This is a genomic window from Mycetocola sp. Y171, from assembly GCF_056713165.1.
Genome location: NZ_JBWYGX010000002.1, coordinates 481,706 through 496,479, shown reverse-complemented (window position 1 = coordinate 496,479; position 14,774 = coordinate 481,706). Strand labels below are relative to the sequence as shown.

The window sequence follows — 14,774 nt, the reverse complement described above, 5'->3', positions numbered from 1 at the left end:
TCAGTCGCGCGATCGTGAACTCGAAGGAGCGCCCAGAGTGGACAGTGTGTGCATCGGGCTCACCTCCTCGAATCGTGTCACGTTCGTCGAGGACTCTACCGCTGCGCCGGCCTGCTCGCCATCCGCCCTGTCGCGCTGACCCGCGCGGACGCCGGCGCCATTCGGTCATCCGAACGTGAAGCAGTAGGCCTCGACCCCTGCCTCGAGGAACTCGATTTCACATCTGAGGTCCTCGATCGGTCCCGGCTGGCGGACGAGTTGATAGACGTTGTGGTCGCGAACCGTGCCGCGCCCGTCCTCGTCGACGTCGCTGCCGCTGGCATCGCCGAGGGAGTGGCCGTCGACGGTGACCACGAAGGGAATGGCGGTGTCCGGCTTGGCCGAGCCCATGACGAGGTTGACGTCCCTGGCATGGAACTGGAAAGCGATGCGCGAACCTGGGCTGTTCGAGCGCGCGGTATTCGCGGCCACGGTCCAGTTTCCCGAGAGGTCCCACGCGTTGAGCGGCAGCCAGGATGCTGCGTAATAGTCGTGAGGCAAGTCCAGTGCGGCCTCCGCTTCCGAGGCGAATCCCTTGCTCTGGGTGTAACCCAGGTAGGTCTCAGGGGAACGTAATGCTGGCCAGTCCGCCGCGACTTCGAGCCCGCGCGGCGTGGCTTCAACGAGGTCCATGTCGATGTCGGCTGCGCCAGCGTTCAGCAGAAGCCGCTGGATCACCATCTCGGTCTGCGCGTACTCCCCCTCGCCGAAATGATGGAATCGGATTCGACCGTCGGCATCCGCGATGTAGACCGCCGGCCAGAACCGGTTCGCGAATGCACCCCACACGCGATATTCGCTGTCGATCGCGACCGGGAACTCCACGCCCAGGTTCCGCGTCTGGGTCACGACGTTCGCGACGTCGCTCTCGAAGTCGAACTCCGGAGTATGTACGCCCACGACGGTGAGCCCGGCTGTTTCGTACTTCGCTGCCCATGCCCGCACATAGGGCAGCGTGCGCAGCCAGTTGACGCAGGTGTAGGTCCAGAAATCGACCAGCACGACTCGTCCGCGAAGTCCGTCCGGAGTCAGGGGCTCGGAGTTCAGCCATCCGGTGGCGCCATCGAACGCCGCGAGTCGCCCCTCGACAGGCAACTCACCTGTGTCCCCTGCGAGCCAGTGAGCGATCGTGCGGACGACGCCGGTGCGGGCAGGCGGCGGCGATCCGCTCGCATCGTTGTCGGGATCCGGCTGGTCAGACACGAGCGACCTCCTGTTGTGCGTGTGACTCCGATGTCAGGCAGGACCGAATGCAGCGCGCCGACACAGTAGCCGATGCCGTCGGCGGGGTGACCGGGGACGCGCGCACGTGCAGCCTGGCAGCGAGCCGAACTGAACCATCGATTTGCGACGGAATTTACTCCGCACCATGCCGGTGCGCAACCATCGGCGCCCCGCGGAGCGCCGCGAGTTGCGTCGAAAGTCAGCCGGCCGCCCGCGCAGTCATCGTCGCCACGATCATGTCGCCGATGAGACGCCGGTGCGGTTCCTGGAGGGCGGGCTCGAGCATGTCGCGGTCGAAAATCGCGGCGAAGGTGTGCCGGTTGGCGACGTGAAAGCACGCGAAAGCGCTGATGATCATGTGCACGTCAAGCGCGTCGATGTCATCACGGAAGACGCCTTCGCCGACACCCCTCTGGATGACCCCTTCGAGCACTGTGATGGCGGTCGCATTCTCGCGCAGGATTGTGGGCGACTGCCGAAGATGCTCTGCGCGGTGGATGTTCTCGATGCTGACGAGCTGGATGAACTCCTGATGCGTGGTGTGGTGGTCGTACGTGGCTTCGGCCAGTTTGCGCAGGGCATCGCTCGGTGACAGCTCGTCGATCCGGACCCCGCGCTCGACCCGACGGATCTGGGCATAGACACGCTCGAGGACGCTGAGATAGAGCCCCTCTTTCGAGGTGAAATAGTAGTAAATCATCCGTTTGGTCGTCCGGGTCCGCGCGGCGATCTCGTCCACCCTGGCGCCGGCGTATCCGTTGGCAGCGAACTCTGCTGTGGCGACATCGAGGATGTCTTCCCTCGTTCGTACGGCGCGCGCCGTCGATCCGGTGTCTCGAGCCTCGCGCAACTCTTCAGTCATCTCTGTTTCCATCACCCTCGTACCGCCCGTCCAGACGTCTCCTCCGGTCGGATGAGTGCACGGAAGTGCTCTTCCATCCGTTCCCGGTCGGGCTGCTCACCCGTGATGATCTGAAGGCTAGCGTAGGCCTGACCGACGGCCATCCAGCCACCATCAAGCACGGGATGGCCTCGGTCGACCGCCCGGCGGATGAGTTCCGTCTCCAACGGCCGGTAGACGACGTCAGATACCCACGCCTCCGATCGAAGGAGTTCGACGTCGAACGCGACTCCCGGATGGTGGTGCATCCCCATCGGTGTCGCATGCACGACGCCGCTGGCCTGGGCGATCATCCCCGCGAGACCATCGCGCCGAATTGTGGCGACGGTCTGCGTCGGAAAGTGTGAGCGCATGCGTCTGGCAAGCTCCTCCGAGCGTGCGTGGTCGACATCGAACAGGTCGAGCCTCGCGGCTCCGCACGAAAGAAGCGCATAAGCGGTCGCCGCCCCGGCACCACCGCAACCGATTTGGACGACGCGTTCGAAGGAAGCATCCGGCAACCCGGAGACGAGACCGTCGCGGTACCCCATCCAGTCCGTGTTGAACCCGATCATGCCCTCGTCGTCGAACAACACCAGGTTGACCGCTCCGAGGTGTTCAGCTCGCGGGTCCAACCTGTCGACGATGTCGAGCACCAGCTGTTTGCAGGGGTGGGTGATGTTCATCGCGGAGAAGCCCTGTCGGCGAGCATCGGCGAGCAACGTCCCGACATCCTCCGCCTGCTTTCCCAGCTCGATGAGGTCGAGGATGCGGTATTCGTAGTCGAGCCCCAGCGCTGCCGCTTCGACCTCGTGCATCGGCGGAGTGAAAGACGCCGTGATTCCTTCGCCGATGAGACCGACCAGGTGGCGGTCACGGTGCGTGCGCGACCCACCGTGCTCTTGTCGGGTCATCACGTTTCCGGGACCTCGAAGTCGACGGTGGCCAGCGACAGCTTCACTGGTGCGGAGATCCTCAGGACCTCCGCGTGCGCCGGGTGCCGGTTGTACGCTTCGAGCCCGTCGAGGTCCTCGAAGTCAGCGACGATGGCAAGTTCGTGCGAGGTGACCCCGCCGAGCACATCGACGCCGACACTCATGCTTCGCAGGGACGGGATCTGCGACGGCAAGGCCCTCAGCAGCGACATCCAGTGCTCTCGTTGGTCACTGGTGAACTCAGGCGCGAACCGGAACACTGCGACATGTCGGATCACGCCGGTACTCCTTTCGCCTCACGCCGCTGCTGGTACTGAGCGGCAAGGCGGACGGGCGCGTTGAGAGCCCCGTATCCCTCATAGCCGTCGCGGCGCTCGACGACCTCGAGGAACACCGTCCCGATCGGATGGGTGTAGAAGTGGAGAAAATCTCCCGTCTCGTCCCGGTCGTACATGACGTTGAGCTCTTTGAGCTCGTCGAGAAGCGACGGCGGAATCTCGTACCGCGCCTCGATGTCGTCGTAGTAGTTGGCTGGGATGTCGAGAGGGTGGAATCCTCGCTGTCGCGCCTCTCGCGCCAGCGCGAGGACGTCGGATGCTGCGAAGGCGACGTGCTGGGGAAGGATTGCGTCGTCGTTCGCACCGGAAGGCACGAGGTTGAGTGCAATACGAATGACCCCATCGGCCGCCCTGAGCACCTGACTGCGTACGAGACCGACAGGGGCGGCCACCTCCATGGAAGGCTGCGAACGGAGATCAAGCACTGAATGGAAGAAGAGCACTCCGGCGTCGAAATGATGCCAGTGCTGCGCAAGGTTGATGTGGTCCACTCGCGCGATGCGGTCGACGCCGGTGCCGGCTGGCTCCCCGAACTCCCGCACCCACCCTGGTGCAGACTTTCCCTCAGCGCCGAAGAATATCTCAGATCCATCCGGTGCCCGCACGCCGACCAGCGGCTCATCGCCGGGGCCTTCCGAACGGTGGATCTCCGGCGCGAACAGCTCAATGGCCCGCAGGAGAGCCGCCTTCGGATCGTGTACCGACAGTCCGATTCCCGCGACGGTGGGGATCGGTTGGTGTGACTCGGGACGGCCGAGCACGACACGCGCGGCCCCCTGAGACCAGAGCTCGACATTCTTGGTGCGGTGGCGGCCGTGCGCGGAGAATCCGAGCTGCTCGAGAAGGGTTCGCAAGTCTTCGACCGCGTCAGTGCGCAGCTCCACATAATTGATGTCGGCGGGCGGCTCCACCACCGGCAGCGGTCTGGCGGACATCTGGCCCGCGCGACCACCAGAAGTCCCACCCAGCCAGCTCAGCGTCTCGTCCTCAAGCAAACGGAGGGAGCGTTTGGCGTCGATTGCCGTCGCTCGCGGATCCGACTGGCGGAACGTGTCGTTGAAGATCTCGAGCGACACCGGCCCGTCGTAGCCTGTCCTCATCAAGTGACCCATGAACCCAGGGAGGTCGAATCCACCCTCTCCGGGAAAGAGGCGGTGGTGGCGGCTCCAGGAGAGCACATCCATGGACAGGATCGGAGCGTCGGCGAGCTGGACGAAGAAGATCTTGTCGGCGGGGATCGTCTCGATCGCCTCTGGGTTGTGCCCCTTGGACAGGATGTGGAAGCTGTCGAGGCAGAGCCCGACTCTCGGGTGATCTGTGAGCCGCACGATGCGCGCGGCCTGCTCGTAGTCGTCGACGAATCGGCCCCAGGCGAGTGCCTCATAAGCAACGCGGACGTCGAAGCGCTCCGCCAGCTCGCCGAGTTCGCGCAACTGCGCGGCCGCGAGCTGTTCGTCTCCGCTTCGGGCCGTCGCAACGTTGCTGCACAGCAACATCGTGTCGATGCCGAGGCGGTTCATGAGTGCGAACTTCGCCGCCGCGCGTCGCAGGTTCTGCTCCAGCAGGTCCGGCCCCACCCCTTCGAAGTCGCGGAACGGCTGGTAGAGGTCGAGTGACAGTCCGAGTTCCTGCGCCCGTGCGCGAATGTTTTCGGGTGAGTCCGGCGATGCGATGAGATCGGGCTCGAATATCTCCACCCCGTCGAACCCGGCCTCAGCGGCGGCCACGAGCTTCTGGTCGAGCGTCCCCCTGAGGCATACCGTCGCGATCGAAGTTCGCATGTTTCCTCCAGCGGGCACCGACGCTGGTGCCCCGTCCGATGTTCAGAATGGGCGTTGCAGAGAAACGTACTAACTAGTACGTTCGACCACAACGGGCGATCATGGACGATTCAACCCGCAAAGAGGAGATCTTCAATGATGAGTTTCGCCGAGTGGAACACGCCGAGTAACCCGGCAGCCGATTCGGCGTCGGTGCTCGAACGTATTGTGGCAATTCTCGAGGCCGTGAAGGAATCGGGTTCCCTCTCGGTCACCGCACTCGCGGTACGAACCGATATGCCGAAGTCCACCGTGTCGCGGCTGGTGGGCGAACTGGTCCAGCAACGCTACCTGGAGCGCACCGAGGACGGTGTGACGCTCGGTTTCCGACTCTTCGAACTCGGGGCGCGCGTCAGCCTTCCGCGTCGACTTCTCACGGCCGCGGCCCCGGTGATCCGAGAACTCGTGGAAGTGACCGGCGAGCGTGTCGGTCTCTGGGTGCACCGGGGAACCCACATGATCTCCATCGCGGCGGTGGCCGGACGGCTCCCGATGCTGCCGACGCGCGCCGGCATGCGTTCGCCCGCCCTGACGACGGCCAGCGGAAAGGCATACCTCGCATTCTGCGAGGATCGCAGTGTCGTCGAGCGAGCGGCCGCCCCCCTCGTCGATGATGCGGCCGACCAGTTCCGAGACGAATTGAGCCAGGTGCGGGCGACGGTGGTGGCCACTGACAGAGGGGTCGCGTACCCGGGCATCCTTGCTGTGGCGAGCCCGGTGCTGTCTGCGAACCGCGTCGTTCTCGGCGCGATCTCCATTGCTGGACCGAGCGGTGGGATGGACCCGGACCAGGTGGCGCCACTGGTGCGTGCGGCTGGTATCGCCCTGACACGTCGACTCACGGCGGCGTAGCGACGATGCGAAACGCAGCGTGGACCACGTCCGTGAGCGTGCTGGATCGTGTCACGGCCCTTTTCGACGCTTTCGGAGAGCACGACGAGGGTCTCGGTGTTTCTGAGCTGGCCCGCCGCGCGAATCTCCCGAAGTCCACGGTGTCGCGGATCGCCGCCGACCTGGTCGATCAACGCTTCCTCGATCGAGAGGGCAGCAAGCTGTATTTGGGAATTCGCCTCTTCGAGCTTGGTCAGACCGTCGCGGAACCGCGGAAGCTTCGCGAAGCGGCGCTTCCGCTGATGAATGAGCTCAGCCTTGCCACCGGGCGAAGCGTTCATCTCGCCGTCCTGGAGCATGCCGACGTGATTCTTGTCGCCGTGGTCCGCGGAGGGCGCGAACTGAAACCGCTTGGACGAGTCGGCGAGCGACGCCCGGCTCACGCGACGGCGCTCGGGAAGGCCATACTCGCGTTCTCGGCGCATGATGTGGCCGCAGAAGCGGTGCGCGGTGTACTCGATCCGCACACCCGTCGCACCCACAGCGAGCCATCGAAGCTCCTCCGGGAACTGGCCGAGATCCGCAAGACCCGAATTGCAACGGAACTGGAGGAATATGCCGCGGACATCGTCAGTGTCGCAAGCCCGGTCCTCGGTCATCTTTCCGTCCCGGTCGCCGCGATCTCCGTCGCTGGCCCCACCGAGAAGATGGATGCTCGCGGACTTGCTCCCACCGTTCGCTCTGCCGCCGTCAATCTGAGCCATCGGATCGGTGCCGGACGAAACCGACCGGCCTAGCGTGGGAACGGGGTGGCCGCGAGAATCGCAACCACCCCATTCGTGCCGGAAAGGCTAGCCAGCCATCTCACGGATGGCCTGGTAGGCCTCGAGGGTCTCTCCCGAGAAGTGGTCTTCGAAGAAGGACTCGGCGTCACTGGTGAACGCGTCCATGTCGATGTCCTCGGTTTCGATGACGGTGAAGCTGTCGTCCGCCCGGTACTCGTCGAGGATCTCTTCCGTCGCCTCGTCGACGCAGTCGCGATTCTCAGGACGGATCTCGTGGATCGCCTCCTCGAGCACGGTGGCCTGCTCATCGCTCATCCTTTCGTACGTCTTGTCGCTGACAATGATCCAGTGGATGCCGACGTTGTGGTTGTTGAGAACGGCGACGTTGAGCACCTCGTCATAGCTCGATGAGCGCGTTGCCACGATGGGGTTCTCCTGGCCGACGGCGATCCCCTGCTGCAACGCCGTGTAGAGCTCTTCGACCGCAACGGAGACGGGGTTGTCGACTCCCAGCGCCTCAGCGTTCGCAAGGAAGGCAGGCGAGTTGGGGAATCTGATCGGCACTCCCGCGAGATCCTCAGGTCCACGGATCTCGACGTCCTTCGTGGTGAACGTTCGATTGCCGAAGAACCATCCATCGACGATGCGGACGCCAGTCGCCTCCTGGAACCCCGAGAACATGTCTTCCGATCCTTCGTCGATCCAGTTGAAGGCGTGGTCGACGTCGTCGAACGCGTATGCCGCATCGACAACGCCGATGGGCTCGTAGGTGGAACTGAGCGCGGAGGCGCCCTGCAGATCTATGTCGATGTCACCGGCCTGAACGAGCGGGAACCGATCCGCGTCAGGGCCGAGCTGGCTTGCCGGGTACAACTCGACGGTGAGTTCGACGTCTGCCTCCTCGAGCCGTTCCTTGAGCAACTCGACTCCGCAGTAATAGTTCGGGGTCTCCTCGTTCTGGCTGGTGGCGACGGTGATCGTGACGGGCTCGTTTGTCGAGTCACCTTCGCCGGAGGTACTTTCAGGGGTGCCGCCACCGGCGCAGCCGGTGACGACGAGCGTAGTTGCTGCGAACACGGACGCGACCATCAGGCCTCGACGCGTCGATCGGGGTGTGCCCATGTGACTCTCCTCTTTTCTGCGCACGCCTTCGTGCATGGGTGATATTCATTCCGTGACCGACATCGCGACACTGAGTCGATGAGGCCTCTGCTGGGACGAGGGCACCGTCGACCACATTGTCAATGAAGCAGCCCTGTGGCAATGCCGACTCTCGTCCAGCCCGATGCGTTCGTAAAGCAACGTCCCGGCGAGTGGAACACGTGCGGCGTCCGAGGCCGAACCGTCAGCCTGCGCCGCTGAATGGGACACTCCGTGTGTGTCGACCCATGCTCGCATACGCTGGGCTAGACCAACCTCCGAGGCAGTGATGCAGGAGTATTCGTGACCGCAACAACGTCCAACGCCGTCCACATCGGCGTCATCGGCGCCGGCTTCATGGGGCGTCAACACATCGAATTCGTTCGGATGGCAGCGGACGCTGAGCTGTCGGCGGTCGCCGATCCTGTCGCCACCGACGAACTGTTCGGGTGCCCGGTATATCCGGATGCAGACGCGATGCTCAAATCCGAAGAGCTCGATGCGGTCATCATCGCGAACCCGAATGCGCTCCATGTGGGCACCGCGATCGTTTGTCTCACGGCGGGTGTCGCTGTGCTTCTCGAGAAGCCCGTCGCCGTCGACTATGCCGAGTCTCTGCGGCTCGTCGACGCGGTCCAACGTCTGGACGGCCGACTCCTCGTCGGGCACCACCGCCGACATCACCCCGCGGTCGGCCGAGCGCGGGCCGCCGTGCTCGATGGCGAAATCGGGCAGATGGTCGGAGTCAGCGGGATGTGGTCTGCTCGCAAGGAGAATTCCTACTTCACGGAATCTCCCTGGCATCGGCAACGTGGCGCGGGCGTGCTGCTGATCAACCTCGTGCACGACCTCGATCTCCTGCGCCATCTGTGCGGTGAGGTCGCTTCGGTCCAGGCGATGGTGAGCTCGCATGCTCGCGGCCTGGAGGTCGAGGACACCGTGGCCGTGAATCTCCGTTTCGAGAGCGGTGCCATCGGCAGTTTCCTTGCCTCGGATGCCGGAGTCTCGCCGTGGGGCTGGGACCAGTCCACGGAGGACACCACCGAGTTCCCCTTCCTCCCCGACGGCGTCGCCTACCAGTTCGTCGGCACCCGCGGCGCGCTCGCGGTGCCAAATCTCGCGAAGTACTCGTATGATCCGTCCGTGGACGCCGACTGGCACTCCCCGCTGTCCCGCAGCTACCTCCCGGTCACACCGCGTGTCTCGTTCCACGCTCAGCTCGAACATTTCGTCCGGGTCGCACGAGGGGCCGAACCGCTTGTCTCGGCGGAGGATGCCTCGCGGACGCTTGCCCTGGTCGAGGCTTCAGTCCTGGCGGCAGACCGTCGCGAGACGATCGACATCGCTCAGTTCCGTGCAGGCATTGTCGCGAGGGCGCGAGCGTGAGGGCTGCGTCGGTCGCTCACCCCGCACCGTGCACGTTCAGCCGCTCGCGGCGTTCGTCAGCCTGTCGGCTGCACGAATAGCCAGTTCGTACCCGAACACACCAGCGCCGGCGATCACCGCGTGCGCCGCGGTCGACATGAGCGAGTGACGATGGGCCGCGTCGCGCGCGTGGATGTTGGTGATGTGTACTTCGACGATCGGCGTATCCAGGATCAGCAGAGCATCGAGCACAGGCACGGAGCCGAAACTGAAGCCTGCCGGATTGATCACAACGGTCGCCTTCTCGCGGTACGCATCGTGGAGCCATTCGACGATCTCATGCTCCGCGTTCGATTGCGCGAAGAAGAGATCGAAACCCAGCTCGTCGGCGACACGTGCGCAGTCTGCTCGAACGTCGTCGAGAGACGCGCTACCGTACAGTTCCGGCTGTCGCTGACCGAGCATGTTCAGATTCGGGCCGTTCAGAACGTAGAGCTTTCTGGTCACTGGTGGTTCCTTTCCGCGGGCATGGGTGCCCCTATTGGTTCATTCGGCCGACGACGGGGTCCGCCGTGACGTTGATGCTGACGCACGGATGTCACAACAGACCGAGAAGTGTGGGAACGACGGTGACAATCCACGGAAACACGGTCAACAGCAGGAGCACGACCCCCAACGGGATGAGAAAGGGGAGGATTCCACGGAAGAGCTCACCCATCGGTCTGCGCGTGATCGAGCCGACGACGAAGAGGACGGCTCCGACGGGCGGTGTGAGCGAGCCGATCATGAGGTTCAGGATCATGATGACTCCGAGATGGACGGGGTCGATTCCGAATTCCGCACTGATCGGCATCAGAATCGGCACGAGCACGAGGATGACGGGTGGTGCCTCCAGGAAGATGCCCAGAAGAATGAGGAGCACGTTGAGCAGCAATAAGAAGACGATGGGGTTGTCCGTCAACGACGTGAGCCACTCCCCCAGGTTTCGGGAGACCTGTTCGCGCGCAAGCACCTGACCCATGAGGTTCGACGCCCCGAGGATCAGAAGGATCCCTCCAGAGATGATGACGGTTTCCTTGGCCGCGCGGTAGAACACCCGCAACGTCAGGGTCCGGTAGAAAAGCCCGAGAACGAGCATGTACGCGGCAGCAATGCCCGCGCTCTCCGTCGGCGTGAACATTCCGCTGAAGATACCGCCGAGGATGATCACGGGAAGCAGCGCGGGGCCGATGACCCGTACCGCCGCTTTGCGGAGCATTGCACCTTCGAATGGGCGGCTGACCGCCACCTTCGGATGCATCCGCACCCAGATGAAGATGTACACCGCGAGGCCGACGGCCATCAATCCGGCGGGCAGGATGGAGCCGGCAAAAAGGGCACCAGTGGAGATGGATGCGGTCGCTGCGAAGAGAACCGCTGGGATGCTCGGTGGCATCACGGTGCTCATCAATGATCCCGACGCCGTCAGACCCGCCGAGAAGCCGTAGGGGTACCCTGCTTTGAGCATCTGAGGAATCTGCACCTTGCTCGTCGACGCGGCATCCGCGAGCGCAGAACCGCTGATCCACGAGAACCCGATCGCGGTGCCCAGATTCACGTAGGCGAGGTTGCCAGGCAGCCGCGGGAGCAGGGCCTTGGCGAAGTCGTACAGCCGTGTCGCAATGCCGAGATGATTCGCGATCGTGCCGACGAAGATGAACAGCGGCACTGCGAGCAGCGGAAAGCTGTTGATTCCGTTGACGATCGACGAAATCGCGTAGCCCGCTGACAAGCCATGGCTGTAGAAATACAGCATGCTGGGGGCGATCATCGCGAACGCGACGGGCACCCGGAGCAGGAGGAGGACGACGAGAAGGAGGATGTAGAGCCAGAGATCCATGCGGTCAGCCGTCCATCTCTGAGATGTCGAGCTTGCGTTCCGGACGGTTGGCGTACGGAATCTTCCACGCTGAGTGAATTGCAGCTGACACGAATCCAACGAATGCGAAAACGTACAGCATCCCGAGCGGTATGTGCATCGCCGCGCTGGTCCGAGCCCATTCGGTGTCGATCTTCACGTAAGCCTCGTACGCCAGTGCCAGGCAGGTCGCGACCATGATGAGGGCCGAGACGACACGCAACACGACAAAGAGCTTTCGGCCTGCGAGTGCCTGATCGAAGACTTCGATCACAATGTGACCGTTGAGACCGACGAGGTAGCCGGTGGTGATGAAGGTCAGAGCGACCATCGACATGAGCGCGAGTTCGCCTGCGCCCACCCATCCGAGCGCGGGAATGTAGCGTCCGAGTACCTGCCACATCACCCCGATGACAATGAGTGCGAACAGTGCGACGCCGATCGTGATCTCCGCGGCGGAAAGCACGCGGATGAATTTCGGGTCGGGCGGAACACCCTGGTTGAGGGCCGGGGTGCTGAAGGGCTTCTCCGAGTGGTTGTAGATCGACTCACCGGGCTCGTTCTCCGTCATGACACCACCGCCCACGCGAGGATCGATGAAGAGCGGGGCGTGGTGCCCCGAAGGTGGTGCGCCATGGAATCACGGTGCATGTTCAACCTCTCTGTTGGTCAGGGTCCCCGCGTGCGCACACATGCGATCGCATTCCGACTTTGGTCGTTGTATGCATCCAGGCAAAGCGTTGTCTCGCCGAATGGGACATGTTGCGCGACAGCCAAACGCTATACGGTGTGGATGTCATCGATCGAAGGATTCACCATGTCTACTCACCACGAGCACGCCCCTCAGGAGCACAATCCCGACCAGGGTGGGCCGACCATTCCGGAGCTCGAGGCCGACGAGTCCATCGCGCCGCGTCCGGAAGAGGAGATCGCCGACATCCTGCGGGCGGAACCAGATGTCGAGGACCACAGCCGGCATGCCGAGTGATGGTTCCTCATGTGCCGGTCGGCACGAGCGAAGTGGAAGGCTTCCGCAAGCCCCTGCTCGCTTTCGGAGATGCTCCGTAAACTCACCGGATGCTCCTCATCTTCGGCACGACACTCCGCGACAGGGTCCTCGTCGTGGTCAGCTTCATCTGTAACTACTGCGGCGTATCTGCGTCCCAGGACGTGATCGAGCGAGCCACGAAGTTCTCGGCATTCTTCGTCCCGCTGTTCACCGTCTCGCGGCGGCATCTCGTCGTCTGCTCGAACTGCGGCGGTGTGACGGCCCTGAGCAAGGAGCAGGCGACGAACGGTCTTGAGTGGGCCGCGCGAAACCGTCAGATGAGTTGACGAGGTTCGCCGCGCTCGCGTTGCGGAGCGCCGCTCCGCTCATATTCGTTGATCGGGTCCCCGTCAAGACCCTGGGCCCTTTTAGGTGCTCCTCAACGCGGTGAATAGTCTTTCCGAGGCCCTGGCGACCGTCAGGGCAACATGTCGGAAACGTCTTCCGTCCCCTTTGAAGGAGAACACCATGTCGAACATTCCCGGCACCGCTCGCAACGAGCACAACACCGCCACCACAGTCCGTCGCGTCGAGACCAAGCCGGCCTACAAGACAAGCGAGTTCTACGCGTGGATCGTCGTATCCCTCGCCATCCTCGTGGCTTCGGCCATGGTGGACAACGGCGAAGACGGCCAGGGCTTCGGCGCTGACCACGCCTGGCAGTACGTCGCCTTCGTAACCGTCGCCTACATCCTCAGCCGTGGCATCGCCAAGGCCGGAACCCGCGGCCGCGCGCGCGACGACCGCAACTAGTCAAGCCGCGCGACCCGTAAGGTCGCTGGAAACGACAAGCCGCCTCGGTTCAATCGAGGCGGCTTGTCTCGTTCCGTCGCCTAGCCGATGTGCTGGACGACGCCCTTGTTCGAACACTCCACATTGGTGCAACGCCACCCGGACTTCCCTCGCGAGCCTGGTTCGATCACCGGCACGAGCGACAGGTGCCCGCAATACCGGCAGATTCGTTCCTCGTTTGCCATGCTTCGAGCCTAAACCTGGTCGGATCAAAGCATCCAGATCCAAGGCCGGGCGGGAAACCGCCAGCGGCCGACCGAATTCACCCGCCCGGGGCGATCCACGGACGAGAGATGTGGCCCATAGTCGACGATGCACGATGTCCGTGGCCGCCGACCGACGTCGACAGGGAGTGGTTCATGACCGGTGAAGGGCTGGCACTGCTTCTCATCTCGGTCGCGGCGGTGCTGGCGGGGATCGTCGCCGCCGCCGTTGGCCGGGTCGCGCGCATCCCGCTGGTCGTTTTCGAGATCCTGTTGGGAATGCTGCTCGGCCCGAGCCTGCTCGGATGGATCCAACCGAACGACGTCACGGATGCCCTCGCCGACTTCGGTCTCGCCATGTTGTTCTTCATGGCCGGCAGCGAGATCGACTTCGCCGCGATCCGCGGGCGCCCCCTCGTGCGCGCGAGTCTCGGCTGGCTGATTTCCCTCGGCGCCGGCGTCACGGCCGGTGTGCTCTTCGCGCCGAACCTCGCCGCCGGGGTGATCATCGGGATCGCGCTCAGTTCCACGGCCCTCGGAACGATACTGCCGATCATCCGCGACGCCGGCGAGCTTCAGCGACCGTTCGGGAGGGCTATCACGGCGATCGGGGCAGTCGGCGAGTTCGGTCCGCTCATCGCCATCTCGATATTTCTCAGCGGACGCCAGCCCGGGCCGTCGACCGCAGTCCTGATCCTCTTCTTCCTGATCGCGGCAGGCGGGATCTGGATTGCGTCACGCGGATCCCACCGGTCGTTGCATCGCCTCGTGGCGGCCACACTGCACACCAGCGGCCAGTTCGCGGTTCGCCTGGTGCTCCTGATCGTCGCCGGCCTGGTTTCGCTCAGTGCGGTGCTGGGCCTCGACATGCTCCTCGGTGCCTTCGCGGCCGGGGTACTCTGGCGGATCCTCGTTGCCGAAGCGCCGACGCACGACCGCGAATTCGTCGACGCGAAAATCGACGCGGTCGCGTTCGGCTTCCTCGTGCCTGCGTTCTTCATCAGCACCGGCGTCACGTTCCAGCTGCAGGCCCTCCTCGGCGATCCGCGTGCCCTCATCCTCGTCCCAGTTTTCGTGCTGTTGCTGCTCCTCGTGCGCGGCCTCCCTGGCCTCCTGTCCACACCAGCGGATGCCAGCGGAGCTGACCGCCGTGCCATCGTGCTCTTCAGCGCAACGGGCCTCCCGATCATCGTCGCGGCTACCGGCATCGGCGTCGAACACGGCGTGCTCGAGGAGGCGACGGCCGCGGCACTCGTCGGAGCAGGGATGGTCTCGGTTCTGCTGTTCCCGCTCATCGCCCTGGCCCAACGCCCACGTGTGCCGGTTTCCACCCGCTGATCACTCCACGATGCGTACGACGCGGCCGTCGATGGCCCTCAGCAATCGTGAATATGTGAGAAACCCTCGCTTTCATCCCCCGAAGGGGAGTAACGTGCGAGCCACGCTTCGCCGGCCGCGTCCCTCGACGGTCCGTGCG

16 protein-coding genes are annotated in these 14,774 nt (G+C 64.0%); 7 read left to right on the top strand and 9 right to left on the bottom strand.

The genetic code is table 11. The annotated features are described in order from the left end of the window. Positions 1-165 precede the first annotated feature (165 nt). From AC1M2K_RS12100 to AC1M2K_RS12080, 5 genes are all read right to left on the bottom strand, one after another. Complete coding sequence (locus tag AC1M2K_RS12100) at positions 166-1,242, bottom strand: thioredoxin (protein ID WP_480241182.1); 1,077 nt, start codon at positions 1,240-1,242, stop codon at positions 166-168. A gap of 220 nt (positions 1,243-1,462) precedes the next feature. Then, a complete protein-coding gene (locus AC1M2K_RS12095; protein WP_480236885.1) occupies positions 1,463-2,125 on the bottom strand; it encodes a TetR family transcriptional regulator in 663 nt (220 codons plus the stop codon). A gap of 11 nt (positions 2,126-2,136) precedes the next feature. Then, the gene (locus AC1M2K_RS12090; protein ID WP_480241181.1) at positions 2,137-3,057 is read right to left on the bottom strand and encodes a shikimate dehydrogenase; all 921 of its coding nucleotides are present in this window, start codon (positions 3,055-3,057) and stop codon (positions 2,137-2,139) included. Further along, on the bottom strand, positions 3,057-3,356 hold the full coding sequence (locus AC1M2K_RS12085) for a Dabb family protein (protein WP_480241180.1): 300 nt from the start codon (positions 3,354-3,356) through the stop codon (positions 3,057-3,059). Before AC1M2K_RS12085 ends, AC1M2K_RS12090 begins: the two co-directional genes overlap by 1 nt. Next, positions 3,353-5,197, bottom strand: coding sequence for a bifunctional sugar phosphate isomerase/epimerase/4-hydroxyphenylpyruvate dioxygenase family protein (locus AC1M2K_RS12080; protein ID WP_480241179.1), 1,845 nt, complete (start codon positions 5,195-5,197; stop codon positions 3,353-3,355). Before AC1M2K_RS12080 ends, AC1M2K_RS12085 begins: the two co-directional genes overlap by 4 nt. A 135-nt stretch (positions 5,198-5,332) precedes the next feature. On the opposite strand from AC1M2K_RS12080, the gene AC1M2K_RS12075 reads away from it, so the two are divergent. Together AC1M2K_RS12075 and AC1M2K_RS12070 are read left to right on the top strand one after the other, a co-directional pair. After that, positions 5,333-6,088, top strand: a complete 756-nt coding sequence (locus tag AC1M2K_RS12075) for an IclR family transcriptional regulator (protein WP_480241178.1) — start codon at positions 5,333-5,335, stop codon at positions 6,086-6,088. Between the two features lie 32 nt (positions 6,089-6,120). Further along, on the top strand, positions 6,121-6,864 hold the full coding sequence (locus AC1M2K_RS12070; protein WP_480241177.1) for an IclR family transcriptional regulator: 744 nt from the start codon (positions 6,121-6,123) through the stop codon (positions 6,862-6,864). Between the two features lie 54 nt (positions 6,865-6,918). Here the strand turns inward: AC1M2K_RS12070 and dctP are convergent, their stop codons facing one another. After that, positions 6,919-7,974 carry a TRAP transporter substrate-binding protein DctP gene (gene dctP, locus AC1M2K_RS12065; RefSeq protein WP_480241176.1) on the bottom strand — a complete coding sequence of 352 codons (1,056 nt, stop codon included), beginning with the start codon at positions 7,972-7,974 and terminating at the stop codon, positions 6,919-6,921. A gap of 321 nt (positions 7,975-8,295) precedes the next feature. On the opposite strand from dctP, the gene AC1M2K_RS12060 reads away from it, so the two are divergent. Next, entirely contained in the window at positions 8,296-9,378 is a 1,083-nt protein-coding gene (locus tag AC1M2K_RS12060) for a Gfo/Idh/MocA family protein (protein WP_480241175.1), read from the top strand. A gap of 36 nt (positions 9,379-9,414) precedes the next feature. Here AC1M2K_RS12060 and AC1M2K_RS12055 read toward each other — a convergent pair whose 3' ends face one another. The 3 genes from AC1M2K_RS12055 to AC1M2K_RS12045 all read right to left on the bottom strand — a co-directional run bounded on the left by AC1M2K_RS12055 (position 9,415) and on the right by AC1M2K_RS12045 (position 11,825). Continuing rightward, entirely contained in the window at positions 9,415-9,864 is a 450-nt protein-coding gene (locus AC1M2K_RS12055; protein ID WP_480241174.1) for a type II 3-dehydroquinate dehydratase, read from the bottom strand. A 91-nt stretch (positions 9,865-9,955) separates the two neighbouring features. Then, positions 9,956-11,236 carry a TRAP transporter large permease gene (locus AC1M2K_RS12050; protein ID WP_480241173.1) on the bottom strand — a complete coding sequence of 427 codons (1,281 nt, stop codon included), beginning with the start codon at positions 11,234-11,236 and terminating at the stop codon, positions 9,956-9,958. A 4-nt stretch (positions 11,237-11,240) separates the two neighbouring features. Further along, entirely contained in the window at positions 11,241-11,825 is a 585-nt protein-coding gene (locus AC1M2K_RS12045) for a TRAP transporter small permease (protein ID WP_480236895.1), read from the bottom strand. Positions 11,826-12,071: 246 nt separating this feature from the next. Between AC1M2K_RS12045 and AC1M2K_RS12040 the strand changes: the two genes are divergently transcribed. The 4 genes from AC1M2K_RS12040 to AC1M2K_RS12025 all read left to right on the top strand — a co-directional run bounded on the left by AC1M2K_RS12040 (position 12,072) and on the right by AC1M2K_RS12025 (position 14,635). After that, positions 12,072-12,242 (top strand): hypothetical protein, encoded by a 171-nt coding sequence (locus tag AC1M2K_RS12040; RefSeq protein ID WP_480241172.1) that lies wholly within the window; start codon positions 12,072-12,074, stop codon positions 12,240-12,242. Between the two features lie 89 nt (positions 12,243-12,331). Continuing rightward, entirely contained in the window at positions 12,332-12,589 is a 258-nt protein-coding gene (locus AC1M2K_RS12035; protein ID WP_480241171.1) for a zinc-ribbon domain-containing protein, read from the top strand. A gap of 181 nt (positions 12,590-12,770) precedes the next feature. Continuing rightward, on the top strand, positions 12,771-13,055 hold the full coding sequence (locus AC1M2K_RS12030) for a hypothetical protein (RefSeq protein WP_480236898.1): 285 nt from the start codon (positions 12,771-12,773) through the stop codon (positions 13,053-13,055). Positions 13,056-13,453: 398 nt separating this feature from the next. Next, a complete protein-coding gene (locus AC1M2K_RS12025; protein ID WP_480241170.1) occupies positions 13,454-14,635 on the top strand; it encodes a cation:proton antiporter in 1,182 nt (393 codons plus the stop codon). Positions 14,636-14,774: the final 139 nt, after the last annotated feature.